The following is a 25,871-nucleotide window of genomic DNA, read 5'->3' as shown; positions in this document are numbered from 1 at the left end:
AGTACTCCCATGGAAACGTTGAAACTGCAGAAGCGGGTGCCGATGTCGGCGATGCTCGATGCGAAAATCGTGGTGCCGGCGATCGGGTCGGCCTTCGCAAAGCTCGATCCGCGGCTGATGATCAAGAACCCCGTGATGTTCGTCGTCGAGGTCGTCGCGGCGCTGACCACGGTGATCTTCGTCAAGAACCTGTTCACCGGAGGCGCCGATCTGGGCTTTGCGTTCCAGATCATCCTGTGGCTGTGGTTCACGGTGCTGTTCGCCAACTTCGCCGAAGCCGTTGCCGAAGGTCGCGGCAAGGCGCAGGCGGAATCGCTGAAGAAGACCCGCACCGAGAGCCAGGCCAAGCTGCTGACCGGCAGTGCTGGCGACAGGTCCTACCGCATGGTCTCGGGTATCAGCCTGAAGGTCGGCGATGTGGTGCTGGTGGAAGCCGGCGACAACATCCCGTCCGACGGCGAGGTGATCGAGGGCGTCGCTTCGGTCAACGAGGCGGCCATCACCGGTGAATCCGCGCCGGTGATCCGCGAATCCGGGGGTGACCGCTCCGCGGTGACCGGCGGCACGCAGGTGCTGTCCGACTGGATCCGCGTCAGGATCACGGCGGCGCAGGGTTCTACCTTCATCGACCGCATGATCAAGCTGGTGGAAGGCGCCGAGCGGCAGAAGACGCCGAACGAAATCGCGCTTAACATCCTGCTGGTCGGCCTCACCATCATCTTCGTGTTCGCCACGGTGACGATCCCGAGCTATGCCGCTTACGCCGGCGGCTCGATCTCCGTTGTCGTGCTGGTGGCGCTGTTCGTGACGCTGATCCCCACCACCATCGGCGCGCTGCTGTCGGCCATCGGCATTGCCGGCATGGACCGGCTGGTACGCTTCAACGTGCTGGCGATGTCCGGCCGTGCGGTAGAAGCCGCCGGCGATGTCGACACGCTGCTGCTCGACAAGACCGGCACCATCACGCTGGGTAACCGTCAGGCGACCGCCTTCCGCCCCGTGCGCGGCGTCACCGAGCAGGAACTGGCCGATGCGGCACAGCCGGCGTCATTGGCAGACGAGACGCCGGAAGGCCGATCGATCGTCGTGCTCGCCAAGGAGAAGTACAACATCCGCGGCCGCGACATGGCCGAACTCGGCGCCACCTTCGTGCCGTTCACGGCGCAGACCCGCATGAGCGGCGTCGACACCGGCACCTCGTCGGTGCGCAAGGGTGCGGTGGATTCGATCCTCGCTTACGTCAACGGCGGCAGCACCTATGCCGTGACGTCGGGCAACGCCGCGCGGGCCATGCAGCCCGCCGCCATGAGCGACACGGCGCGGGAGATCCAGGCGATTTCCGACGAGATCGCCAAGGGCGGCGGCACGCCGCTGGCGGTGGCCCGCGACGGCAAGCTGCTCGGCGTCATCCACCTCAAGGACATCGTCAAGGGCGGCATCCGCGAACGCTTCGCCGAGCTGCGCCGCATGGGCATCCGCACCGTGATGATCACCGGCGACAATCCGATGACGGCTGCGGCCATCGCCGCCGAAGCCGGGGTCGATGACTTCCTGGCGCAGGCGACGCCGGAGGACAAGCTGCAACTGATCCGCGACGAGCAGGCCAAGGGTAAGCTGGTGGCCATGTGCGGTGACGGCACCAACGATGCTCCGGCGCTCGCGCAGGCCGATGTCGGCGTCGCCATGAACACGGGCACCCAGGCGGCACGCGAGGCCGGCAACATGGTCGACCTCGATTCCAACCCGACCAAGCTGATCGAGGTGGTGGAAATCGGCAAGCAGCTCCTGATGACCCGCGGCGCGCTGACCACGTTCTCGATCGCCAACGACGTTGCCAAGTATTTCGCCATCATCCCGGCGATCTTCCTGGCGTTCTATCCGCAGCTCGAGACGCTCAACATCATGCGGCTGCACAGCCCGCAGAGCGCCATCCTGTCGGCCATCATCTTCAACGCGGTGATCATCATCGCGCTGATCCCCCTGGCGCTGAAGGGCGTCGCCTATCGTCCGATCGGCGCCGGCGCGCTGCTGAGCCGCAACCTGCTGATCTACGGCCTTGGCGGCATCATCGTTCCGTTCATCGGCATCAAGGCGATCGACCTCGTGGTCACTGCCCTTCATCTGGTTTGAGGAGAAAGTCATGTTGAAAGAAATTCGCCCGGCCATCGTCATCCTGCTGGCGCTCACCGTCATCACCGGCGCCGCCTATCCGCTAGCCATGACCGGGATCGCCGAAGCCGTATTCCCGAATCAGGCCCAGGGCAGCCTGATCGAGCGCGACGGCAAGGTCGTCGGCTCCAGGCTGATCGGCCAGGAGTTCAAGGACGACGGCTATTTCCACGGCCGTCCGTCGGCTACCACCATGGCCGATCCGCAGGACGCCACCAAGACCGTGCCGGCGCCTTATAACGCCGTCAATTCCATGGGCTCCAACCTCGGCCCGACCAGCCAGGCGCTCAACGACCGCATCAAGGACGATGTGGCAAAGCTCAAGGCGGAGAACCGCGCGATGCCGGTGCCGGTGGATCTGGTCACCACGTCGGGCTCGGGCCTCGACCCGAACATCTCGCCGGAGGGCGCGCTGTTTCAGGTGCCGCGCGTCGCCAAGGCGCGAAAACTGCCGGAGGACAACGTCCGCGCGCTGGTGACGGCGCAGACCGAAAGCCGCTTCGGCGGCCTGCTCGGCGAGCCCCGCGTCAACGTGCTGGCGCTGAACCTGGCGCTGGATGCGGCGGCGAAATAAAGCAACCTTGCGTCACCTCTCCCCGCGGAAGAGCGGGGAGAGGTGACGGTAGCCCGGAGACCACGCGGAGACTATAAAGCCGTATGGCAAATCAGCGCCGCGACAGTGAACATCGCCCCTCGCCGGAAGCGCTCCTGGAAGCCGCCCGGCGGGAAGACAATGGGGCAGGCCGGCTGAAGATCTTCGTCGGTGCTGCGCCCGGCGTCGGCAAGACCTACGAGATGCTGCAGAGCGCCCATGCCAAGCGCAGGGCCGGTGTCGATGTGGTGGTCGGCGTGGTGGAGACCCACGGCCGCGCCGAGACCGAGGCGCTGCTGGACGGGCTGGAAGTGATCCCGCGCCGCCGCTTCGACCATAAGGGGCAGCAGCTCGAGGAGATGGACCTCGACGCGCTGATCGCCCGGCATCCTCAAATCGCTTTGGTCGACGAACTCGCCCATACCAATGCGCCGGGCAGCCGGCATCCCAAGCGCTACCTCGACGTCCAGGAGCTGTTGAGCCACGGCATCGACGTCTATACCGCCGTCAATATCCAGCACATCGAGAGCCTCAACGACGTCGTCGCGCAGATCACCCATGTGCGGGTGCGCGAGACTGTGCCGGACTCGGTGTTCGACGGTGCCGACGCCATCGAGCTGATCGACCTCACCCCGGACGACCTGATCCAGCGCCTGAAGGAAGGCAAGGTCTATGTGCCCCGGCAGGCCGAGCGCGCGCTGGAGCACTATTTCTCGCCCGGCAACCTGACCGCCCTGCGCGAACTGGCGCTGCGCCGCACCGCGGAGCGGGTCGACGAGCAGTTGCTCACCCACATGCAGGCCAATGCCATTGCGGGCCCCTGGGCTGCCGGCGAACGCATCCTGGTCTGCGTCAGCGAGGATCCGCGCGCTGCAGGCCTCGTTCGCTATACCAAGCGGTTGGCGGATCGGTTGCATGCTCCGTGGACCGCGATTTCCATCGAGACCCGACGCAGCCTGCAACTCAGCGAGGAGCAGCGCGACCGGCTGGCCGACACGCTGCGGCTGGCGGAGGCGCTGGGCGCCGAAGCGCTGACCGTCCCCGGCGCCGGGCGGCGCATTGCCGACGACGTGCTGGGCTTCGCGCGAGCCAACAACGTCACGCAGATCGTCACTGGAAAGGCGTCGCGGTCGTGGATGTTCGAGCTGCTGCGTGGCTCCGTGGTGCACGACCTGGTACGGCGCGCCGGAAACATCAGCGTGCATGTCATCGCCGGCGATGACGCCACCGGCGCCGTGGCGAAGAAGTCTGTGCAGGCGGCCGAGCGTAGCGAGCCGTTCGATCCCAAACCCTATCTCGCCGCGTTGGCCGTGGTTGCGGTGGCGCTTGGCGTCGCCAAGCTGATCCAGCCGATGTTCGGCATCGAGAATGTCGATCTGGTGTTCCTCACCGCCGTGGTCAGCGTGGCCGTACGCTACGGGCTGTGGCCGTCGCTGCTGGCCAGCGTGGTGGCATCCCTGTGCTACAATTTCTTCTTTCTGCCGCCGGTCTACACCTTCACCATCACCGACCCGACCAATGTCGCGGCATTCTTCTTCTTCATGCTGATCGCGCTGCTGGTCTCCAATCTCGCCGCACGCGTGCGCAGCCAGGCGGTGGCGGCGATGGGCCGGGTGCGCACCACGGAATCGCTCTACGCCTTCAGCCGCAAGCTGGCCGGTACCGCCGCGCTGGACGATGTGCTGTGGGCCACCGCGTACCAGACCGCTCTGATGCTCAAGGTGCGCGTGGTGCTGCTGCTGCCGGAGCAGGGCGTCATCACCGTGAAGGCCGGCTATCCGCCGGAGGATGAGCTCGACAAGGCGGATCTCGCGGCCGCCAACTGGGCCTGGGCCAACGATCGCCCAGCGGGGCGGGGCTCGGACACCTTGCCGGGCGCCAAGCGACTGTTCCTGCCGATGCGGACCGGTCGCGGGTCGATCGGCGTGATCGGTATCGATGACGACCGCACCGGACCGTTGCTGACACCGGACCAGCGCCGGCTGCTCGACGCGCTGGTCGACCAGGGCGCGCTGGCCATCGAACGCGTGCAATTGGTGGAGGACATGGACCGCGCCCAGCGCAGCATCGAATCCGACCGGCTGCGCCAGGCGCTGCTGACCTCGATCTCGCACGACCTCAAGACGCCGCTTGCCTCGGTGCTGGGTGCCGCGACGACCATGCGGGATCTGCTGCCGAAGCTGTCCGACAGCGAGCGCGCCGACCTGCTCGGCACGATCATCGACGAATCCGAGCGGCTGAATCGCTTCATCGCCAACCTGCTCGACATGACCAAGCTGGAGGCTGGAGCCATCGTGCCGAACAGCGCGCTGCACGATCTCGGCGATATCATCGGCAGCGCGTTGCGCCGCGCCATTAAGATCCTCGGCGACCACAAAGTTGTGCTCGACCTGGCAACCGATCCGCCAATGCTGGAGCTGGATGCCGTGCTGTTCGAGCAGGTGCTGTTCAACCTGCTCGATAATGCCGCCAAATACGCGCCGGCGGGCACCGCCATCACCATTCGGGCGCAGCGCGACAAGGACTCCGTGGTGCTGCAGATCCTCGACGAGGGCGCCGGCATTCCCCCCGCGGATCTCGAGCGCGTGTTCGACAAGTTCTACCGGGTGCAGAAGGGCGATCACGTCCGCGCCGGCACCGGGCTTGGGCTCGCGATCTCGCGCGGCTTCATCGAAGCCATGCATGGTACCATTTCCGCCACCAACCGCACCGACCGCAGCGGTGCCGCCATGATCATCCGGCTGCCGATACCGCCGGCCACCGAAGCCCTGGACACCGCCGCATGAATGCCGCCGCCATCAAGGTCCTGGTCATCGACGACGAACCGCCGATCCGCAAGCTGCTGCGCATGGGGTTGAGCACCCAGGGCTACGAAATTCTCGAAGCGTCCAATGGCACGCTGGCGCTCGAATTGCTGGCGCAGGATCCGGCGCTGATCATCCTCGACCTCGGCCTGCCGGACATCCAGGGCCACGACCTGCTGCGCATGATCCGCGCCCGCAACGACAGCGTGCCCATCGTGGTGCTGTCGAGCAGGGGCGATGAGGCCGGCAAGGTGCAGGCACTGGATCTCGGCGCCGACGACTACCTGACAAAACCGTTCGGCATGGACGAATTGCTGGCGCGGATGCGCGCCGCGCTGCGCCACCAGTTGCAGGTGCATGGCGAACGGCCGGTGTTCAAGTCGGGCGAGTTGTCGGTCGATCTGGTGCGTCGGCTGGTCAAGGTCGGCGATCGCGATGTGAAACTGTCGCCCAAGGAATATGAACTGCTGCGCGTGCTGGTGCAGCACGCCGGCAAAGTACTGACCCACCGCTTCCTCCTCAAGGAATTGTGGGACGAACTCACAGACGCGCAATACCTGCGCGTCTATGTCCGTCAGCTCAGGCAGAAGATCGAACCCGATCCCGAACGCCCGCAATATGTGCTGACCGAAACCGGGATCGGCTACCGGTTGAAGGCGGCGGATTAGCAAGATACACAGCCGCCGTTATCCTCGCCTGAACGCAATTGCGTTCAGGCTGGAGGCGCTCGCCTCTTGGCGAGCCTCGAAGGATGCGGCCACAGACGCTTGCTGCCCATCCTTCGAGGCCGTCGCAAGTGCGACGGCGCCTCAGGATGACGGTGGAGTCCGGTCAACTCAGGAACCATCAATCGCCGCGGATATTATTTCCGGCCACAGGAGATCAGATCATGGCTCGAAAATATTCCACGGCGGCATCGTCGGATGTCGAACGTGCAGTCAAGAAGCAGAAGGCTGGCAAGCTGAAAAGCGGCCGCTCCGGCAAGAAGGTCACCAGCCGCAAGCAGGCCATTGCCATCGGACTGTCGGAGGCGCGCGCCGAAGGCAAGAAGGTGCCGAAGAAGAAGACGGCCAAAAAGACCGCAAAGAAAGCCGCCAAGAAGTCGGTGAAGAAGACCGCCAGGAAGACGGCGAAGAAAAAGTCCGCCAAGAAGAGCAAGCGGAAATCCAGCAAACGATAATCGCGCTATTTGGTCTGCAGGGTGGCCTTCAACAGGTGCGCCTTGCATTCCTCGCTCTTGCCCTGCGCCAGCGCCTCATTGGCAGCGCCGATTTCCTCGGACGCAGTTGCCTTCTGCTTGCTGTCCTTCATCTTGCCGATGGTTTCCGCGGTGGCGGCGATGTTGGCAGCGGTGCAGTCCCGCGTTTGCAGGGTCGTCTGGGCGCCCGCGGCCCCGATCGACAGCGCCATCGCGATGAGCAGGAAGGAAGTCAACCACAATCCGTACATCAGCTCGCCTTGCGCTGGCGAGCCGTGGATCGGTGCGCCTTCTTGGCGGGACGCGACCTTGCGGCGCGCGACGTTGCGGCAGAGGCGCGCTTGGCGGGCGCCGCCTTTCCGCCCTTCAGGCTCTGCTGCAGCGCGTCCATCAGGCTTATGACATTGTCGGGCTTCTCGGACTTTTCGACGGTCTTGATCGACTTGCCGGCGGCCTTGCGCTTGACCAGCGCCTTCAGCGCGTTCTCGTATTCGTCCTTGAATTTCGACGGATCGAAGTGCGACGCCTTGCTGTCCAGGATATGCACGGCGAGGTCGATCATGTCCTTGGAGATTTTCGGGCTCTTGATGTCCTCGAAATAGTCGTTCTCGTCGCGCACCTCATAGGGATAGCGCAGAGTGGTCCCAAGCAGGCCCTTGCCGAGCGGTTCGATGGCGATGATGTGTTCGCGGTTGGTCAGCACGATGCGCGCCAAGGCGACGCGGTCCTTGTCCTTCATGGCGTCGCGGATCACGGCGAAGGCGTCGATGCCGGCCTTGCCGTCCGGGGCGATGTAATACGGATGGTTGAGGAAACGCTTGTCGATCTCGTCGCGCGGCACGAAGTTGTCGATGTCGATGGTGTGGTTGCTCTCGATCTGCACGGCTTCCAGTTCGTCCTTCTCGATCGGGACGAACTCACCCTTGCTGATCTCGTAGCCGCGGCCCTTCTGGTCTTTCTCCACCACGTCGCCGGTCTCGGCGTCGACCATCTGCTGCTTCAGCCGGTTGCCGGTCTCGGTGTTGATCATGTGAAAGCGGGTTTTTTCGACCGTGGTGGAGGCCGGATACAGCACCACCGGGCAGGAGACGAGGGAGAGCTTCAGGGAGCCCTTCCAATAGGCACGCGGCGGGGCCATCAAATTCTCCTGCGGTACGCATGTTGCCTTTCCCGGTCGCAATTCACGCAACGCACGGGCTTTCGGGAACTTCAACGACAATTGCCGGTTTTGGTTCCGGGGCCGGATGAGCGGCATTTGCAAGTGAGTGGGGTTCGCCGTGGTCGACAAACAACTGTCTGTCTATCGCAAGAAACGCGATTTCGAGCAGACCAGCGAGCCATCGGGCGAGACCGCCATCGCTCCGTCGAACCGGCGGCGCTTCGTGATCCAGAAACATGACGCCACCCGGCTGCACTATGACCTGCGGCTGGAATGGGGTGGCGTGTTCAAGTCCTGGGCCGTGACGCGGGGCCCGTCGCTGGACCCGGCCGACAAGCGCCTTGCCGTGGAGGTCGAGGACCATCCGCTGGACTATGGCGACTTCGAAGGCACCATTCCCAAGGGGCAGTATGGCGGCGGCACGGTGCAGCTGTGGGACCGCGGCTACTGGGAGTGCGAAGATCCGGAGCGCGGATTCAAGAAAGGCGATCTCAAGTTCACGCTGGAAGGCGAGAAGCTGCATGGCGGCTGGGTACTGGTGCGGATGCGCCATGATCGCAATGGCGGCAAGCGGACCAACTGGCTGCTGATCAAGCATCGCGATGAATACGCCAAAGAGGGCAAGGCCAACACGGTGCTCGACGCGGATGCGTCGGTGGCCTCCGGCCGCGCCATGGCCGATATCGCCGCCGGCAAGGGGCGATCGCCAAAGCCTTTCATGACCGGCAAGTCGGCGAAGACCAAGGCCGATGCGGTGTGGGATTCGAACAAGGGTCTGGCGGCGGATGAACGCGCAGGCAAGATAGGGAAGACCAACGCAGATGTCACCCAGGCGAAGCAGACGCCGGCGAAGAAGAAAGCCAGGAAAACTGCAAAAAAGACGGCGGTGAAATCCGCAAAGCCTTCGAAGACTGCGGCGATGCCTGATTTCGTCGCGCCGGAGCTGTGCACCTCAGTGGACCGGCCGCCGGGTGGCGCCGGCTGGGCGCATGAGATCAAGTTCGACGGCTACCGCGTCCAGCTGCGCGTCGAGGACGGCGCGGCGACGCTGAAGACCCGCAAGGGGCTGGACTGGACCGCCAAGTTTCAGGCCATTGCCGATGAGGCCGCAGCACTGCCGGATGCAATGATCGACGGCGAGATCGTGGCGCTGGACAAGCACGGCGCCCCGGATTTTGCTGCGCTGCAGGCGGCGCTGTCCGATGGCGACAGCCATGCGCTGATCTTCTTTGCCTTTGACCTGTTGTTCGCCGACGGCGAGGACTTGCGAAAACTGCCGCTGGCGGACCGCAAGGCGCGGCTGAAAGAACTGCTGCTGGCCGCGCGCGGCAAGCGCAAGGAAGGCCTGATCCGCTATGTCGAGCATTTCGAGACCGGCGGCGACGCCATCCTGCAATCCGCCTGCAAGCTGTCGCTGGAGGGCATCGTCTCCAAAAAACTGGATTCGCCCTATCGCTCCGGTCGTTCCGAGAGCTGGACCAAGGCCAAATGCCGCGCCGGCCATGAGGTCGTGATCGGCGGCTGGAAGAGCAATGCCGGCAAATTCCGCTCGCTTCTGGTCGGCGTCAATCGCGGCGATCATCTGGCCTATGTCGGCGTGGTCGGCACCGGCTACGGCCAGGACAAGGTCAAGGCACTGATGCCGGCGCTGAAGGCGGCGGCGGCGAAACAGAGCCCGTTCGGCGGCAAGGAGACCCCGCCGGGCGGCCGCGACGTGCACTGGCTGAAGCCGGAGCTGGTGGCGGAGATCGAGTTTGCCGGCTTCACCGGTGCCGGCATGGTGCGCCAAGCGGCGTTCAAGGGATTGCGTCAGGACAAGCCGGCCGATGAAGTCGAGGCCGAGGTTCCGAAGAAGACTGCGCTGGCCGAGCCGAAGCCGAAGCGCGGTGCGAAGAAGGCCGCGAAAGCCAAACCTGCCGCGAACGCATCGGCCGGCGTATCCGACGTCATGGGCGTAGTGATCTCCAAGCCCGACAAGGAGCTGTGGCCCGACGCGGGTGATGGCGAGCCGGTGACCAAGCTCGATCTCGCCCGCTATTTCGAAGCCGTGGGCGGCTGGATGATCGGCCATATCAAAGGCCGTCCATGCTCCATCGTACGCGCGCCCGATGGCATCAAGGGCAACCAGATATTCTTCCAGCGCCATGCCATGCCGGGCACCTCAAACCTGCTGGAACTGGTGAAAGTGTCGGGCGACCGAAAACCCTATCTGCAGGTCGACCGCGTCGAAGGGCTGGCGGCGGTGGCGCAGATCGGCGGGCTCGAACTGCATCCGTGGAATTGCGCGCCCGATCAGCCGGAAGTGCCCGGCCGGCTGATCTTCGATCTTGATCCTGCGCCGGATGTGGAATTCTCCGCGGTAATGGACGCTGCGCGCGAGATGCGCGAGCGGCTGACGGCGCTTGGGCTGGAAAGCTTCTGCAAGACCACCGGCGGCAAGGGCCTGCATGTGGTGGCGCCGCTGCGGCATGGCGCGAAGGACAAGGTCGACTGGAAGACCGCCAAGGCATTTGCGCAGGGCGTGTGCCAGCAGATGACCGATGACGATCCGGAGCGCTACCTGATCAACATGTCGAAGAAGCTGCGCGCCGGAAAGATCTTCCTCGATTACTTGCGCAACGACAGGATGTCGACCGCGGTGGCGGTGCTGTCGCCGCGGGCGCGCGACGGCGCCACCGTGTCGATGCCGCTGACCTGGACGCAGCCGCGCAGCGATCTCGATCCGAAGAAGTTCACGGTCCGAACGGTCCCGGCGCTGCTGGCGCGCTCGAAGGCATGGGCGGACTACGATGAGGCGGCGGCTTCGTTGAAGCCCGCGATCAGAAAGCGGGGTTCGTAGATAACACAACGAAACATGTCATCGCCCGGCTTGCCCGGGCGACCCAGTAAACGCGGTCGTTCATGATTGAAATCAGCTTCTGCATTTACTGGATCGCCCGCTTTCGCGGGCGATGACAATCGAGAAAGACACAAGAAAGCGCGCGATCCATTGCTGGATCGCGCGCTCAGTTTCGGGAGCTGTTACAGCTTGCCGAGCAGCAGAAGGATCAGCAGGATCACGACAATCAAGCCGAGGCCGCCGCCGCCGTAGTAGCCGGTGCCGTAGAACGGGCCGCCGCCGATGCCGCTGAAACCGCCGAGCAGAGCGATCACGAGAATGATAAGAATGATTGTTCCGATTGACATGTATTTCTCCTCAGCCCGGCAGGCGGGACATATCGCCGCTGCCTTCATGCCGGGAAAAACGTGCCGCAACTCATTAAGTTCCCTCCGATGAAACCCGATTTCTGCTCTTTCTTTTTGCGCGCGCCGTCCCACATGAAGTTGAACACAAAGGATTTTCAGTCATGGCCGCGCCGCTCGTCGTCTCCATTCCGCATCGTCTTGGTCGGGACGAGGCCGTGCGCCGTTTGAGAACAGGACTGAGCCGCGCGGCGTCCAGCGTGCCGGTGCTGAAGGTCGACGAGGAGCGGTGGGACGGCGACCGGATGATCTTTCGGGTCCGCGCGCTCGGGCAGGCGGCCAGCGGCCATGTTGATGTCGATGAAGATCATGTGCGCGTCGAGGTGATGCTGCCCTGGTTGTTGCAGCGCTTTGCTCAAGCGGCGCAGGCGGCGATCAAGGCGCGCGGCAACCTGCTGCTGACCAAGAAGAGCTGACGATTGCGCAGTTCTGCTGCAATGCACTAAGCGAATTGGTGCTGTGCTGCAGCATAGAAAACGTCGATGGAACCCCACCGCCCTACACAGAATTTTCGTCAACGCATGATCAATAATTGTGTGGCCAGATAACGTGGTGCGGAGAAGGGAACCGAACATGATTCGAGTCGGCACGACTACCGCCAGGCCGTCCGGCCGTCGATCCCGGACGGCCTTTCCATATCTACTGAAAGTTCTATTGCAGGCACGTTGACCGCAGCCGAATCGGCGCGGAGCGCGCTTTCAGCAGGGCCACGGGCAGCGTGCTGAACAGGCCGGCTACCGGCAGTTCGAGCACGCCTTTGCGCGAAGTCACGCCCTCCACCGCATAACCCGGCGCGACGATGGTCGCGTCGAATGCATCTGCTGCCGGCCAGGCACGGCCGCCATCGGTCAGCGCCGCCATGGATCGCCCCACGGCAACGATCGCCGCATCGCGGTTGTGTCGTCGCGCAAAGGCGATGACATGATCGCTGTGCCGCCCCGTAACTTCCAGCGCCTGGTAATCGCCGTGCGCGAACAGGTCGGCGAGGTCGGTACGGGCCTTGATCAGCTCCCGCGTCCAGGCCAGTTTGACGTGGCCGTTTTCCCAGTGCCGGGCGAGGCTCGCCCAGTCCGGCTGCTGCAATGCGGCGAGCGCCTTCGCGCGCTCGGCGAAGTCCACCGGGCGCCGGTTGTCCGGATCGACCAGCGAGCAATCCCAGAACTCGGTGCCCTGATAGAAGTCGGGAACGCCCGGCATGGTGGCTTTGAGCGTGGTCTGGCTCAACGAGTTCAGCGCGCCGAGCAGCGAGGTGCGCTTGGCGAACAGTTCGAGCGATGCGAGGAATTCGCCGGCCTGCGCGGGATCGAGAATTCGTTCGAGAAACTGGTGCACGCCGTTCTCGTAGGCGGCATTGGGATTGAGCCAGCTGGTCTCCTGCTTGCCTTCGCGCGACGCTTTCAGCGCATAGGCCTGCATGCGCTCGAGGAACGACGCATCGCGCGCGCCGAGCGGCCAGGCGCCAAGCAGTGCCTGGTACAATGCATATTCGAACGCCGCGGATGGCGCCCGCATCTCGCCGTCCACGACCAGATGCGGCGCGTTCAGGACCTTCCAGCGGCTGACCGCGGTGGCCCATTCGCCGGGCATCTCGGCGAGCGCGAGCAGCCGGGCCCGCGCATCCTCGCCCCGCTTGGTGTCGTGGGTGGCCGTAGCCGTCATGCCGTGCGGCCAGTCCTTGGCGCGGGCCGTCATCATCTGGTGGAAGTGATAGCGTGGCAGCGCCTTGGCAGCGGGATCGCCGCCGACCTCGTTGAGCGCCAGCAGTCGGTGGTAGCGATAGAAAGCGGTATCCTCCAGCGACTTGGCCATGGTCGGCCCGGTGAATTGCTGCACCTTGAGGGCGAAGCGGCGCACCCGCGGCTTGCTGTGCGCGGGGCGGCCGGGTTTCAGGAGATCCAGTGTGAGTGCATCGCGCAGGAAGTCGAACAGTCCTTCATCGGCGCCGAACCAGTCGGCGCGGGCCTTCTCGATGGTGGTTGCGATCAGCTTGCGGTCCAGCGCCGAGGGACCCGTTCCGGTGAGATAGGTGCGATAGACCGGGAAATGCAGCACATAGAGCTCGAACGCCTGGCGCAGCGTGTCGGCCGAGAAATCGCGGGTCGAATAGTGCCCGTTGGCGATCCGCGCCAGCAGGCGCGTCAGCACGGTGAACTCGCTGAGCAGCAGAGTCTCCAGCACGCGGCGCTTGGCCGCCTTCAGCACCGGGTCGAATTTCGGCGAGGTATTGCTGACCTGGCGCCAGATCTCGTCGAGCGGCTCGAGGCCGGTGTCCGCCACCAGCACCTGGGTGATGGTGTTGAGCCATTCGTAGCCGGTGGTGCCATGCACGCCGGCCAGTTTCACCAGCTTCTCGTCTTCGCCGAGGATTTTTTCGATCACCACGTAGAACGGCTTTGACTTCTTTCCCTGGGCGTCGCCGATCAGCCGGCGCAGCCGCTGAAAATATTGTGCGGGATCGCGCAGCCCGTCGATATGGTCGAGCCGCAGGCCCTGCAGCTTGTCTTCGGCGATCAGCCGCTTCACCAGCGTGTGGATGGCATCGAATGTGCCGGCATCCTCGACGCGCAGGCCCGCCAGTGTGTTGACGTCGAAGAAGCGGCGATAGTTGATTTCGCTGGAGGCAAGGCGCCACTGGCCGAGCTTGTAGTGCTGGCGTTCCAGCAGGTTGTGCAGGGTCTGGATCTGCGCCGGCCGGTCCGGCCCGGCGCGATAGGCCGTGAGCCCGCGGGCGATCAGTTCGGCGCCGCCGGCGACGGCCGCGAGCTCCTTCTTGAAGCCGGGTGCCTCTTCGAGGTTCGGATGACGCAGGCCCTTGTAGCGCGAGGCGAGGTCGAGGATCTGCTTGCCGGCTGCCGTGGTTGCCGCATCGGCTTCCTTGACGACGGTGCGCAAGATCTCGCTGTAACGCTCCGGCGCGATCGGCAGCCGGTGTTCGAAATACCAGGCCGAAAAGCTGCCTTCGGCGGCGTCGAACTTCAGCTCGATCTCACCGCCGTCCAACGCCTGGCCATAGGAGGTACCGATGATCGGCAGCAGCACGCCGCCGCGGGCGCGGTAAGGCAGGGTATCCCAGTCGATATCGAACGACACTGCATGCGGCGACGCCGGTCCCCATTCCAGCACGCTCAGCCACCACGGATTGTCGGCGAAATGCACGCCCACATGGTTTGGCACGAAATCCAGGATCAGGCCGATGTCGTTGGCCTTCAGCGCGGCGCTCAGGCGTTCAAACCCGTCTTCGCCGCCGAGCTCCGGATTGAGCTTCGTGTGATCGACGATGTCGTAGCCGTGGGTGCTGCCGGCCCGCGACTTCATGAAGGGCGACGCATAGAGGTGGGTGATGCCGAGCGACTTCAGGTAAGGCACGATCGCCGCGGCATGATCGAAGGTGAACTCGCCGGTCAGCTGGACGCGGTAGGTGGCAACGGGAATCACTGGTGGCATCATTCGTCTCCGAGACGGACGTGCACCGACCATGGCGCGACCACTCCGGTCGCATTGCCGCCCCAGATCGTAACGCCGCCGGACGGCAGAGGTTCGCGGACAATCGGATTGTCCGACAGATTGGCTTCGAGATGCAGCCTCGCGCCGTCGCCCATCTGCCAGTGCGCCGTGAGCAGGCCGTTGTCGTCCGCCGCAGCGTGGCCGAACCGCGCGCCAGCGAGCCGGGGCACGATGTGCTGCTTCCGCAGGCCCAGTAGCTCGCGTACCAGCGTCAGCCGCTGCTGGCCGGATGTGCTGTCGCGATTTTTCCAGTCGAGCACCGCCAACTCGAACGTGGATTCATCCAGCGGATCGGGAATCTCGTCGCCGAACTTCTCGTAGGCGCAGGCGAACTCCTTGCGGCGGCCGTTGCGCACGGCTTCCGCGAGGTCGCCCTTGAAATCGCAGAAGAACGGAAACGGCGCTTTGGAGCCCCATTCGTCGCCCATGAACAGCATCGGCACCATCGGCGCGAGCAAAGTGATCGCCAGCGCCGCCTCGATCGCCTTGGGATAAGCGAGGCTTTCAAGCCGGTCGCCCAGCGCGCGGTTGCCGATCTGGTCGTGGTTCTGCAGGAAATTGACGAACGCAGCGGGCGGCAGCTTGCCGCTCGGCTCGCCCCGCAATGCGCCGTCGCGATGTGGCGACGGCTCGCCTTGATAGGCAAAACCCGATGCCAGCGCGCGCACGATGTGATCGATCGGCTTCGGCGCATAGTCGCTGTAATAGCCGGTGTGCTCGCCGGTCAGCAGCACGTGCCAGGCGTGGTGATAGTCGTCGTTCCATTGCGCGCGGTACTGGCCGCGATGCGGATCGGTCTTGGGATCGAGCAGTGCGGCGCGGTTGTCGTCGTTTTCCAGCACCAGGTGGATATGGCGGTGGGTGTCCGCGGCCAGCTTGCCGACTTCGCGGCTCAGCTCGTGCAGCATCGGGATTTCGCCCTGTTCGGGTATGGCGTGGACGGCATCCAGCCGCAGCCCGTCGAAGCGATACTCGCGCAGCCAGTACAGCGCATTCTCGATGGCGAAGGCGCGAACCTGCGGAATGCGGTAGTTGATCGCGCTGCCCCACGGCGTATGCGCGTCGGAGAAGAAGTCGGGAGCATACTGCCCGAGGTAATTCCCTTCCGGGCCGAAGTGGTTGTAGACGACGTCGAGAAACACCATCAGCCCGCGCAAATGCGCCTCGTCGATCAGCGCCTTGAGATCTTCCGGACGACCATAGGCGGCATCCGGCGCATACCACAGCACGCCGTCATAGCCCCAGTTGTGACGGCCGGCGAAATCCGCCAGCGGCATCAATTCCAGCGCGGTGATGCCGGTGTCGACGAGATGGTCGAGGCGCTCGATCATGGCGCGGTAGGTGCCCTCCGGCGTGAAGCTGCCGACATGGGTCTCGATCAGCACGGTGTCTTCCCACGGCCGGCCGCGCCAATCTGTGGCGCGCCAGGCATAGGCGGCGTGATCGATCACCTCGCTGGGGCCGGCGATGTCCTGGGGCTGGAAGGCCGAGGCCGGGTCGGGCACGTTGTTGGCGCCGTCGATGTGAAAGCGATAGGTGGCGCCGGCCTTCACGCCGGCAATCTCGGCAGAGAACCAGCCGTCCTTGCCGCGGGTCAGGGGATGAAGGCGGTCGAGCATCACATCGACGCGGTTGGCAGCGGGCGCCCACAGCCGGAACAGCGCGCCGGCCGGGGTCAGCCGCGCGCCAAAGCTTCGGTCAGTCATGAGGCGGATCCTGCGAAGGCGAGGACGGAACGGGGCGGCGCCTGCAACTCGCTGCCGGACGGCAGCACGTCGATGGACAGCGCGCCATCGGCGGTGTTGAGCACCTGCCGCCAGTGCTTGTATTCCGGCAGTTTCGGCAGTGTGAAGGCGATGCCCGCCGGCGCCGAGTTGAGCACGATGAAGATCGGGTTGTCGTTGTTCTCGCAGGGGCCGAGCACATAGGCCAGGAAGCGGCCATCCGGAAACGCCCAGTCTTGCTCGGTCATTTCCTCGGCAGCCGGGGTCAGCCACAGCACGCCATAGGTCCCATCGGCGCGGCGGCCGTCGAGCCAGCCTTGGGCGCGGATCTGCGGGAAGCGCTGCCGCAGCTGCGTCATCTCGCCGATGAAGTCGGTGAGATCGTCGTCCTTGTGGCCGAGATTTTGCCAGCCGACCCAGCCGATCTCGTTGTCCTGGCAATAGGCATTGTTGTTGCCGTGCTGGGTGTTGCCGACCTCATCTCCGGCAAGGATCAGCGGAACGCCCTGCGCCAGCAACAGGCAGGCCAGCTGGTTCTTGCGCGGCTGCCGCCGCAGCGCCAGCAGCTCCGGATCGGTGGTCGGTCCCTCGACGCCGAAATTGTTGCTGAGATTGTCGCTGGAGCCGTCGCGATTGTCCTCGCCATTGGCCTCGTTGTGCTTCTCGTTGTAGCTGAACAGGTCGGCGAGCGTGAAACCGTCATGCACGGTGACGTGGTTGATGCCGGCGCGCAGCTTGCGGCCGCTGTGGTTGAACACATCCGACGAGCCGGTCATGCGGCCGGAGACCTCGCCGATCAGGCTGCCTTCGCCGCTCCAGTAGCGCCGCATCGCGCTGCGGTACTTGTCGTTCCATTCCGACCATTGCGAGGGGAAGGCACCGACCTGATAACCGCCCATGCCGAGATCCCATGGCTCGGCAATCATCTTGACCGAGGCCAGCACCGGATCCTGCCGCGCCGCCATCAGGAAGCCGTGGTTGCGGTCGTAGCCGTTGGCGCCGCGCGCCAGGGTGGTCGCCAGATCGAAGCGGAAGCCGTCGACGTGGCAGACCTCCACCCAGTAACGCAAGCTATCCATCACCATCTGCAGCACGCGCGGATGGGTGAGGTTGACTGAGCTACCGCAGCCGGTGAAGTCGTCGTAGTAGCGCGGGTTGTCCGGCATCAGCCAGTAGTAGGAAGCGTTGTCGATGCCGCGATAGGACAGCGTCGGGCCGAGATGGTTGCCCTCGGCGGTGTGGTTGTAGACAACGTCGAGGATCACCTCGATGCCGGCGTCATGCAGCCGCGCCACGGTGGTGCGGAAGGAATCCAGCGGATTGTCGATGCCGTAGCGGGCCTCCGGCGCGAAGAAGCTCAGCGTGTTGTAGCCCCAGTAATTCGCCAGCTTCAGCTCGACCAGGCGGCGATCGTCGACGAAGCCGTGCACCGGCAGCAGTTCGACGGTGGTGACCCCGAGCCGCTTCAGATGATCGATCATCGCCGGCGACGACAGGCCGCGATAGGTGCCGCGCAGGCCGGGCGGCACGTCCTTGCGCATCTGGGTCAGGCCCTTGACGTGGGCTTCGTAGATAATGGTGTCTTCCCACGGAATGCTCGGCCGGGATTCCTTGCGGCCCCAGTTGAAGGTCTCGTCGACCACCACGGCCTTCGGCATGCCGCGCGCATTGTCGCGGCGGTCGAACGACAGGTCCTCGCGCGACGAGCCGGTGCGATAGCCGAAATGCGCATCGCTCCACACCAGCCGGCCCGAGATCCGCTTGGCGTAGGGATCAAGCAGCAGCTTGTGGGCGTTGAAGCGATGACCGTGTTCGGGCTCGTAGGGCCCGTGAACGCGGTAGCCGTAAAGCTGGCCGGGCGAAACGTCGGCCAGGTAGCCGTGCCAGACGTCCTCGTTACGCTCAGGCAACGTGATGCGTTCCAGCTCGCGGCGGCCCTGGCTGTCGAACAGGCAGAGTTCGACCTTCTCGGCATTGGCTGAAAACAGGGCGAAGTTGGTCCCCCTGCCGTCCCAGCTTGCACCGAGGCGAAAGTTCGTTCCGGCGGTAACGCGCATGTCTAGAATTCCGGGATCAGAAAGATGGCGGCCAGCGGCGGCAGGGTCAGCGTCAGTTCCGGCACCAGGCCGACGGTCTGCACCTCGCCGGCATTGCCGACATTGCTGCCACCATAATGTGCGGCGTCGGAATTCAGCACCTCGCGCCACTTGCCGGGGAACGGCACCCGCACCTTGTAGTCGCGGTAGACGTTGGGCGAGAAGTTCACCACCACAAGGCACTGCGCGCGCGGGTTGGCGCCCTTGCGCAGCCAGGCGAACACGTTGCTGGCGGCGTCTTCGGTGATCACCCATTCGAACCCGGCCGGCTCGCAATCCAGCTCGTGCAGCGCCGGCTGGTTGCGATAGAGCTCGTTGAGGTCGCGGACCAGCGAATGGATGCCGGCATATTTCGGCTGTTCCAGCAGATGCCAATCAAGTGAACGATCGTGATTCCACTCGCGCTCCTGGGCGAATTCGCAGCCCATGAACATCAGCTTCTTGCCGGGATGGCCGAACATGAAGGCGTAGTAGGCCCGCAGGTTGGCGAAGCGTTGCCAGTCGTCGCCCGGCATGCGGCCGATCAGCGATTTCTTGCCGTGCACCACCTCGTCATGGGACAGCGGCAGCACGAAGTTCTCCGAGAACGCATATTGCAGCCCGAACAGGATGCTGCCGTGATGGTATTTGCGGTAGATCGGATCCTGACTGATGTAGTTCAGCGTGTCGTGCATCCAGCCCATATTCCACTTGTAGCCGAAGCCGAGTCCACCGAATTCCACCGGCCGCGACACCTGCGGCCATGCGGTGGATTCCTCCGCCGCGGTGGTGGCGTTGGGGAATTTCGCATAGACCTCGGTGTTGAAGCGGCGCAGGAAGGCAATGGCCTCGAGATTTTCGCGGCCGCCGTACTTGTTGGGAATCCACGCGCCGGCGTCGCGGCTGTAGTCCAGATAAAGCATTGAGGCCACGGCATCGACGCGCAACCCGTCGACGCCATAGCGCTCCAGCCAGAACAGCGCGTTCGACACCAGGAAGTTGACCACTTCGGTGCGGCCGTAATTGTAGATCAGCGTGCCCCAATCCATGTGCCGGCCCTGCAGCGGGTTGGCGTGCTCGTACAGCGCGGTACCGTCGAACATGCCGAGACCGTGCGGATCGTCCGGAAAATGGCCGGGCACCCAGTCGAGCAGAACGCCGAGGCCTTCGACGTGGCAGGCCTCCACCAGTGCACAGAAATCTTCCGGCGTGCCGAAGCGGCTGGTCGGCGCATACATGCCGGTGGGCTGATAGCCCCACGAACCATCGAACGGATGCTCGTTGACCGGCAGGAATTCCACATGGGTGAAGCCGAGGTCCCGGGCATAGCGTGGCAGGACGTCCGCGAGATCGCGATAGGTCAGCCACTCATTGCCGTTCTTGCGCCGCCATGAGCCGAGATGGACCTCGTAGACCGACATCGGCTTGTTGAGCGCATTGACGTTGGCCGGTGCGGGGCGCGGATGGGGCAACTTGCTCTCGTCGAGGACGATCGAAGCGGTGCTGGGGCGTAACTCGGCGGCGAAGGCCATGGGATCGGACTTCAGCGGCAGTTGCTGGCCCTGCGGGCCGATGATGTCGAACTTGTAGTGATCGCCCGCGGTGGCGCGGGGCACGAACAGCTCCCAGTAGCCGTTGCCGCGCACGCGCATCGGGTGCCGTCGCGGATCCCAGAAATTGAAGTCGCCGACCAAACTGACGCGCCGCGCATTCGGCGCGAATACCACGAAGCCCACTCCGGCCACACCTTCCAGCGTCATCGGATGGGCGCCGAGCTTGTCGTAGAGCCGCTGGTGGGTGCCTTCGCCCAGCAGATAGAGATCGAATTCGCTCAGGATCGGCGGAAAGCGATAGGGGTCTTCGAGATCCACCGTGTTGTCGCCGTAACGCGCGCGCAGCCGATAGCGGTTCGAGCCGTTGGCCAGCGTGCCGACAAACAGACCGGCATCGTGCACGCGCTCCAGGGCGGCGGCGCTGCCGTCCTGATCGATGGCGTCGACCTTGGAGGCTTCGGGCAGGAACGCGCGCACCACCGTGTGGTCGTTCTCCTTGTGGGGACCGAGATAGTGGAACGGATCGGCGTGTCGTCCTTCGACGATCGCATAGGCTTCCGCGGTTAACTTGGTCATGAGACCTCCGGGTACTGGGACAGAATGCGAAGCGTGCCGGCCAGCGGGACTCTTAACCAGTCCGGCCGATGCGCCAGTTCGTATTCGATCTCGTAAAATGCCTTCTCAAGCAGGAAGAAGTTGAGCATGTCGTCGGCGGCTTTGGGGTCGGCGGGCCACAGCCGTGCGTCGGTCATGTATTCCTTGTAGGCGGCGAGGAAGGCCGTGGTGGCGCGTTCGCGCCAGCTGTCCAGCGCCGCCGCGAGCTTGCCGGTCTCGTCGGGGGCGACCTTGAGCGCGCGTTCCAGCGCGGCAGTCGCCGAATAGTCGATCGAGCGGATCAGCCCGGCAACGTCGCGCGCGGCGGGCGCCCTGCGTCGGCGCTCCTCCAGCGAACGGCGCGGCTCGCCCTCGAAGTCGATGATGAAGATGTCATCCTTGACGATCAGCATCTGGCCGAGATGGAAGTCGCCGTGATGGCGGATCTTTGCGGTATCGATATCGGCAGGCAGCAGCGCGAGCAGGCGGCCGCGCAGCGCATCGCTCTGCGCCAGCAGCCGATCGATCAGCGTCCGGTCGGATTCTTTCGCTGCCGTGCGGGCCTGCTGCAGGCTGTCGAACACATGGTCGGCGCGTTTCAGGATCTCACCGGTCCATAGCCGGGTGTCGTCCGGCGTGGTCGGCTCCGGCTTGAAGTCCGGGATCTCGTCGTGTGCGGCGAGCGCGACATGCATCTCGGCCACGCGGCGGCCGGTCTGCGACATGTAGCGCAGGTACGGCACCTGCTCTTCGCTCTCTGCCGTCTCGGTGCCGTTGGCGAGCAACTTCTGCTCGTCGACAAAACGGTCGAGATAGGCCGCGGTCACCGTCCAGGCGTCGCCCTGGTTCTGCACGAAGGCATGGACGATTCCGATCGCGCTCTGCTGGTCGCCCTCGATCAGCTCGACGCTGCCGAGTAGCGCCGGCGTATTGGCGAAGCCCGCGACGTCCGTCAGGAAGCGGCCGAGTTCGATCTCCGGATTGATGCCGGACTGCAGCTTGCGATAGATCTTCACCACATAGTCGCTGTCGACCAGCGACGTGCTGTTGGACTGCTCGGTTTCCACCGCGCGGATGTGCTGCAGCGGCTTGACCGGCATGTCCAGCAAGCGGGCGGTCGGACGGAAGTCGAGGCGCCCGCCCTGCGAGCCGTCTTCATTCTCGACGGTCAATTCCTTGCGCAGGTTGTAGAGCAACAGCTCGATGAAGATCTGGTCGGTGGCGACGTCGAGCAACGTGCCCTCGCGGGCACCCTGGCGCACGGCGGCAAAGGCGCGTTGATTGTAGCGCTCGCGGTCGAAGCGCACCCACTCGATCCGCATCGGCAGCACGTAGCGCGTCGTCCGTCGCGCTGCGTGGTTTCGAAGAAGGCCAGCCAGGGGCGGTTGTCGCCGATGTCGCAGAACGGCACCGCCGAGGTCAGGCGCGGCTGGATCGCCTTGGCGGAGCGTTCCGGATACCAGCGCGTGCGCGACAGATAGGCCGGCAGCACGTCGCGCTCGAACACGCCGCGGGTGCGGCCGAGCGACAACCAGGAGGAGCCGAGCGGCACCACCAGAGTCTCGAATTCCGGCACCGCTGTCGGCAGCACATGCTCGGAGACGTCGCGCTCTTCCAGCCGGAACCAGTAGAAGCCATAGGGTGCCAGCGTGATCATGTAGGGCAATTCGCCGATCGGCGGGAATTTGGTGCGGCCGAGCATCTCGAGCGGCACGCGCTCCTTCCAAGGCGACAGGTCGAGCTCGGTGGCCTGCGCCGAGCGCGACAGGTTGGCGACGCAGAGGATTACCTCGTCGCCAAGTTGCCGGATGTAGCACAGCACCGAGCGGTTGCTCGGGCGGATGAACAGCATGGTGCCGCGGCCGAAGGCCAGCGTCGACTTGCGCACCGACATCAGCCGCTTGGTGGCCGAGAGCTGCGACGACAGCGAGCGCGACTGCGCCTCCACGTTGACCGACTCGTAGCCGTAGACGGGATCCATGATGGTGGGGGCATAGAGCCGTGCGGGGTCGGCGCGGGAGAAGCCGCCGTTGCGGTCCGGCGTCCACTGCATCGGCGTGCGCACGCCGTTGCGGTCGCCGAGATAGATGTTGTCGCCCATGCCGATCTCGTCGCCGTAATAGATGATCGGCGTGCCGGGGAACGACATCAGCATCGAGTTCATCAGCTCGATCTTGCGCCGGTCATTGTCCATCAGCGGCGCCAGGCGGCGCCGGATGCCGACATTGATGCGCGCGCGCGGGTCGTTGGCGTAGGTCGACCACAGGTAGTCGCGCTCGACATCGGTGACCATTTCTAGCGTCAATTCGTCATGGTTGCGCAGGAACATGGCCCACTGGCAGTCCTGCGGGATGTCCGGGGTCTGGCGCATGATGTCGGTGATCGGGAAACGGTCTTCCTGGGCGATCGCCATGTACATGCGCGGCATCAGCGGGAAGTGATACGCCATGTGGCATTCATCGCTGTCGCCGAAATATTGCTGCACGTCTTCGGGCCACTGGTTGGCCTCGGCCAGCAACAGTTTTCCGGGAGCATAGGCGTCGAGTTCGGCACGCAGGTGCTTGATGATCTTGTGGGTCTCCGGCAGGTTCTCGTTGTTGGTGCCGTCGCGCTCCACGAGATAGGGGATCGCGTCGAGACGGAATCCGTCGACGCCGGCGTCGAGCCAGCGCTTCATCACCTGCACCACCGCCGACACCACGCGCGGATTGTCGAAATTCAGATCCGGCTGGTGCGAGAAGAAACGATGCCAGTAATAGGCCTTGGCCTCGGTATCCCAGGTCCAGTTCGACTTCTCCGTGTCGGTGAAGATGATCCGGGTGCCGTCGTACTTTTGGTCGGTATCGCTCCACACATACCAGTCGCGGGCGCTGGATCCGGCCGGGCTGCGGCGGGCGCGCTTGAACCAGTCGTGCTGGTCGGACGTGTGGTTGATCACCAGCTCGGTGATGACACGCAGGCCGCGCCGCTTCGCTTCGTGAATGAAGCGGCGGAAATCCTTCATGGTGCCGAAATCGGGATGGATCGAGCCGTAGTCGGCAATGTCGTAGCCGTCGTCGCGACCGGGCGACGGATAGAACGGCATCAGCCAGATCGCGGTCACGCCGAGATCCTGCAGGTAGTCGAGCTTCTCCGTCAGCCCGGCAAAGTCGCCGATGCCGTCATTATTGCTGTCGGCGAACGCCTTGACGTGCAACTGGTAGATGATCGCGTCCTTGTACCACAGGTAATCGTCTTTCTCTGCGCCCGGCGAGACAGTCGCGTCGATGGCTGGCATGACATTCATAACTCAGTGCTTTCAGGCGAGGCAGCGGAAGAACACGGCAGGATCGCGCATCGGGTCGATGCGGACGCGGAGTCCGCCCCATTCCACGGGATGGCGCTCCCCTGTGATCAGGTTCTCCACCGCGGCGATGTCGCGGCGTTCGCCGTCAACCATCACCTGCGAATTGATCGGCAACCAGAACTCGTGGACGTCGCGCGACAGAGAGATCGCCCCCGCCACGGTATTGTGCTGGTCGACGGATTCCTTGACGAAGCCGATGACGTTGCCGTCGTCGACCGGCAGGAAACGCAGGTTGCTGGTCTGCTGCAGTGCCGCGTTGGCGCGGCGGGCATTGTTGATGTCGCGGATGTACGGCTTGATGTTGCCCGGCTGGTCCCAGTCGCGCACCTTGATCTCGTACTTCTCGGAGTTGAGGTACTCTTCCTTTCCGGGAATCGGGTCGTGTTCGAGCAGTTCGAAGCCGTTGTAGATGCCATAGGTCGATGACATAGCCGCCGCGAGCGCAAGCCGCGCCTTGAACATCCAGGCCTCGCCGCTCTGCAGATGGAAGGGCAGGATATCAGGTGTATTGACGAAGAAGTTGGGCCGGTAGAACTCGCGCTCGGGATAGCCGGTGAGTTCGACGAGATACTGCTCGATCTCCCACTTCTGGATGCGCCAGGTAAAATAGGTGTAGGACTGCGAGAAGCCGAGCTTGGCGAGGCCCTTCATCAGCTTGGGGCGGGTAAAGGCCTCGGCCAGGAACAGCACGTCGGGGTGATTGAGCTGGACCTCGTGGATCGTCCATTCCCAGAACCGCAGCGGTTTGGTGTGCGGATTGTCGATGCGGAAGATCTTCACGCCGTGGTCGACCCAGAACAGGATCACGTCGCGCAGCGCGTTCCACAGCGAGCCGGCATCCTCGCAGCTGAAATCGGGATTGACGATATCCTCGTATTTCTTCGGCGGATTCTCGGCATATTTCATGGTGCCGTCGGGACGGCGCCTGAACCAGTCAGGGTGTTCCGTCAGCCAGGGATGGTCGAGCGAACACTGCACGGCGATGTCCAGCGCCACTTCCATATTCAGCGTCTTGCAGGCTTCCACGAAGGCATGGAAGTCTTCCATGGTTCCGAGTTCGGGATGGATGGCGTCGTGACCGCCTTCCTTGCCGCCGATGGCATAGGGGCTGCCGACATCGCCGGGCTCCGCTGTCAGCGAATTGTTGCGCCCTTTGCGGTTCTTCACCCCGATCGGATGGATTGGCGTGAAATACACCACGTCAAAACCCATCGCCGCCACGTCCGGCAGCCGGGCGATGCAATCGCGGAACGTGCCGTGCTGGCCGGGCACCGTGCTCTGGCTGCGCGGCACCATTTCGTACCAGGCGCCGTCGCGGGCCCGGACGCGGTCGATGGTCAGCGGCAGCAGTGGCGAACGGGTCAGGTCCGGGCGCAACTGGCTCTCCGCCATGGCCGCCTGCAGCTCGGGCGCAAGCAGCGGCTCGGTGTCGCCGCTCTGCAAATAGTCTTCGCAATGGCGCACGATGATCGCCGAGGCGTCGGGGCCGCCGGCCTGTGCCTTGGTCATCATGCCCGCGCCTTCCAGCGCGTCCAGCGTGACGTCCTGGCCGGCCTTCAGCTTCAGTTCGAAACCGTGGCGCCAGGTGGCGAATTCGTCGGTCCACGCCTCGATGGCAAAGACGTAGCGTCCCGGCGCGTCGGGGGTGAAGGAGCCACCCCAGCGATCGTTGACGTCGAAGGTCATCGGCGCCCGCTTCCAGGCGCGCTCCGTCTCCAGCCGCCACACCAGCGCCGCGGCGATGATTTCGTGCCCGTCGCGATAGATGTCGGCCCAAACCTCGATCGGCTCGCCGACGATCCGTTTCACGGGAAAGCGACCGCCATCAACGAGCGGATAAATATTTTCGATCTGGAAAGCTCCGCTGGTGGCGACGCTTTCCACAATTTGCGTGGTTTTGTTCACAGGGG

At 64.4% G+C, this 25,871-nt stretch carries 15 protein-coding genes and 1 pseudogene; 7 read left to right on the top strand and 9 right to left on the bottom strand.

Annotated elements, in window-relative coordinates; translation table 11 throughout:
- Positions 1-9: 9 nt before the first annotated feature.
- The 5 genes from kdpB (at position 10) to ACUXVA_RS29460 (ending at position 6,745) form a co-directional block, all read left to right on the top strand.
- Positions 10-2,130: a potassium-transporting ATPase subunit KdpB gene (kdpB, locus tag ACUXVA_RS29480; protein ID WP_445489780.1), complete on the top strand. Its 2,121-nt coding sequence runs from the start codon at positions 10-12 to the stop codon at positions 2,128-2,130.
- Between the two features lie 10 nt (positions 2,131-2,140).
- Complete coding sequence (locus ACUXVA_RS29475; protein ID WP_265082372.1) at positions 2,141-2,743, top strand: K(+)-transporting ATPase subunit C; 603 nt, start codon at positions 2,141-2,143, stop codon at positions 2,741-2,743.
- 83 nt (positions 2,744-2,826) lie between these two features.
- Positions 2,827-5,547 carry a DUF4118 domain-containing protein gene (locus ACUXVA_RS29470; protein WP_445489778.1) on the top strand — a complete coding sequence of 907 codons (2,721 nt, stop codon included), beginning with the start codon at positions 2,827-2,829 and terminating at the stop codon, positions 5,545-5,547.
- Positions 5,544-6,233, top strand: a complete 690-nt coding sequence (locus tag ACUXVA_RS29465) for a response regulator (RefSeq protein ID WP_265082373.1) — start codon at positions 5,544-5,546, stop codon at positions 6,231-6,233. The genes ACUXVA_RS29470 and ACUXVA_RS29465 overlap by 4 nt, the downstream gene beginning before the upstream one ends.
- A 221-nt stretch (positions 6,234-6,454) precedes the next feature.
- A complete protein-coding gene (locus ACUXVA_RS29460) occupies positions 6,455-6,745 on the top strand; it encodes a DUF6496 domain-containing protein (protein WP_265082374.1) in 291 nt (96 codons plus the stop codon).
- A gap of 5 nt (positions 6,746-6,750) precedes the next feature.
- On the opposite strand, the gene ACUXVA_RS29455 is transcribed toward ACUXVA_RS29460, so the two are convergent.
- Together ACUXVA_RS29455 and ku are read right to left on the bottom strand one after the other, a co-directional pair.
- On the bottom strand, positions 6,751-6,999 hold the full coding sequence (locus tag ACUXVA_RS29455; protein WP_265082375.1) for a hypothetical protein: 249 nt from the start codon (positions 6,997-6,999) through the stop codon (positions 6,751-6,753).
- Positions 7,000-7,013: 14 nt separating this feature from the next.
- Positions 7,014-7,901, bottom strand: coding sequence for a non-homologous end joining protein Ku (ku, locus tag ACUXVA_RS29450; RefSeq protein ID WP_265082376.1), 888 nt, complete (start codon positions 7,899-7,901; stop codon positions 7,014-7,016).
- 139 nt (positions 7,902-8,040) lie between these two features.
- Here ku and ligD point away from each other — a divergent pair, with 139 nt between their 5' ends.
- The gene (ligD, locus tag ACUXVA_RS29445) at positions 8,041-10,761 is read left to right on the top strand and encodes a DNA ligase D (RefSeq protein WP_445489774.1); all 2,721 of its coding nucleotides are present in this window, start codon (positions 8,041-8,043) and stop codon (positions 10,759-10,761) included.
- Between the two features lie 182 nt (positions 10,762-10,943).
- Here ligD and ACUXVA_RS29440 read toward each other — a convergent pair whose 3' ends face one another.
- Complete coding sequence (locus tag ACUXVA_RS29440; protein ID WP_265082377.1) at positions 10,944-11,108, bottom strand: DUF3309 family protein; 165 nt, start codon at positions 11,106-11,108, stop codon at positions 10,944-10,946.
- A 161-nt stretch (positions 11,109-11,269) separates the two neighbouring features.
- On the opposite strand from ACUXVA_RS29440, the gene ACUXVA_RS29435 reads away from it, so the two are divergent.
- Positions 11,270-11,581 carry a polyhydroxyalkanoic acid system family protein gene (locus ACUXVA_RS29435; protein ID WP_265082378.1) on the top strand — a complete coding sequence of 104 codons (312 nt, stop codon included), beginning with the start codon at positions 11,270-11,272 and terminating at the stop codon, positions 11,579-11,581.
- 235 nt (positions 11,582-11,816) lie between these two features.
- On the opposite strand, the gene treY is transcribed toward ACUXVA_RS29435, so the two are convergent.
- The 6 genes and pseudogenes from treY to ACUXVA_RS29405 form a co-directional block, all read right to left on the bottom strand.
- The gene (treY, locus tag ACUXVA_RS29430) at positions 11,817-14,609 is read right to left on the bottom strand and encodes a malto-oligosyltrehalose synthase (protein WP_445489772.1); all 2,793 of its coding nucleotides are present in this window, start codon (positions 14,607-14,609) and stop codon (positions 11,817-11,819) included.
- Positions 14,609-16,375, bottom strand: coding sequence for a malto-oligosyltrehalose trehalohydrolase (treZ, locus tag ACUXVA_RS29425; RefSeq protein ID WP_445489770.1), 1,767 nt, complete (start codon positions 16,373-16,375; stop codon positions 14,609-14,611). Before treZ ends, treY begins: the two co-directional genes overlap by 1 nt.
- The gene (glgX, locus tag ACUXVA_RS29420; protein WP_445489768.1) at positions 16,372-18,450 is read right to left on the bottom strand and encodes a glycogen debranching protein GlgX; all 2,079 of its coding nucleotides are present in this window, start codon (positions 18,448-18,450) and stop codon (positions 16,372-16,374) included. Before glgX ends, treZ begins: the two co-directional genes overlap by 4 nt.
- Positions 18,451-18,452: 2 nt before the next feature.
- Positions 18,453-20,597 carry a 1,4-alpha-glucan branching protein GlgB gene (gene glgB / locus ACUXVA_RS29415; protein ID WP_445489766.1) on the bottom strand — a complete coding sequence of 715 codons (2,145 nt, stop codon included), beginning with the start codon at positions 20,595-20,597 and terminating at the stop codon, positions 18,453-18,455.
- Positions 20,594-23,901: pseudogene (gene treS / locus ACUXVA_RS29410) on the bottom strand (maltose alpha-D-glucosyltransferase). Before treS ends, glgB begins: the two are co-directional and overlap by 4 nt.
- 12 nt (positions 23,902-23,913) lie before the next feature.
- Complete coding sequence (locus ACUXVA_RS29405; RefSeq protein WP_445489764.1) at positions 23,914-25,866, bottom strand: alpha-1,4-glucan--maltose-1-phosphate maltosyltransferase; 1,953 nt, start codon at positions 25,864-25,866, stop codon at positions 23,914-23,916.
- Positions 25,867-25,871 lie beyond the last annotated feature (5 nt).

The organism is Rhodopseudomonas sp. RCAM05734 (assembly GCF_052658035.1).
Note: the sequence above shows the minus strand (reverse complement) of the source record. Positions and strands in the feature narration are given on the sequence as shown.

Excerpts from the sequence above, each read along its gene's own strand:
- kdpB (WP_445489780.1), top strand. The coding sequence starts at position 10 with ATGGAAACGTTGAAACTGCAGAAGCGGGTGCCGATGTCGGCGATGCTC.
- ACUXVA_RS29475 (WP_265082372.1), top strand. The coding sequence starts at position 2,141 with ATGTTGAAAGAAATTCGCCCGGCCATCGTCATCCTGCTGGCGCTCACC.
- ACUXVA_RS29470 (WP_445489778.1), top strand. The coding sequence starts at position 2,827 with ATGGCAAATCAGCGCCGCGACAGTGAACATCGCCCCTCGCCGGAAGCG.
- ACUXVA_RS29465 (WP_265082373.1), top strand. The coding sequence starts at position 5,544 with ATGAATGCCGCCGCCATCAAGGTCCTGGTCATCGACGACGAACCGCCG.
- ACUXVA_RS29460 (WP_265082374.1), top strand. The coding sequence starts at position 6,455 with ATGGCTCGAAAATATTCCACGGCGGCATCGTCGGATGTCGAACGTGCA.
- ku (WP_265082376.1), bottom strand. The coding sequence starts at position 7,901 with ATGGCCCCGCCGCGTGCCTATTGGAAGGGCTCCCTGAAGCTCTCCCTC.
- ACUXVA_RS29440 (WP_265082377.1), bottom strand. The coding sequence starts at position 11,108 with ATGTCAATCGGAACAATCATTCTTATCATTCTCGTGATCGCTCTGCTC.
- ACUXVA_RS29435 (WP_265082378.1), top strand. The coding sequence starts at position 11,270 with ATGGCCGCGCCGCTCGTCGTCTCCATTCCGCATCGTCTTGGTCGGGAC.
- treY (WP_445489772.1), bottom strand. The coding sequence starts at position 14,609 with ATGCCACCAGTGATTCCCGTTGCCACCTACCGCGTCCAGCTGACCGGC.
- treZ (WP_445489770.1), bottom strand. The coding sequence starts at position 16,375 with ATGACTGACCGAAGCTTTGGCGCGCGGCTGACCCCGGCCGGCGCGCTG.
- glgX (WP_445489768.1), bottom strand. The coding sequence starts at position 18,450 with ATGCGCGTTACCGCCGGAACGAACTTTCGCCTCGGTGCAAGCTGGGAC.
- glgB (WP_445489766.1), bottom strand. The coding sequence starts at position 20,597 with ATGACCAAGTTAACCGCGGAAGCCTATGCGATCGTCGAAGGACGACAC.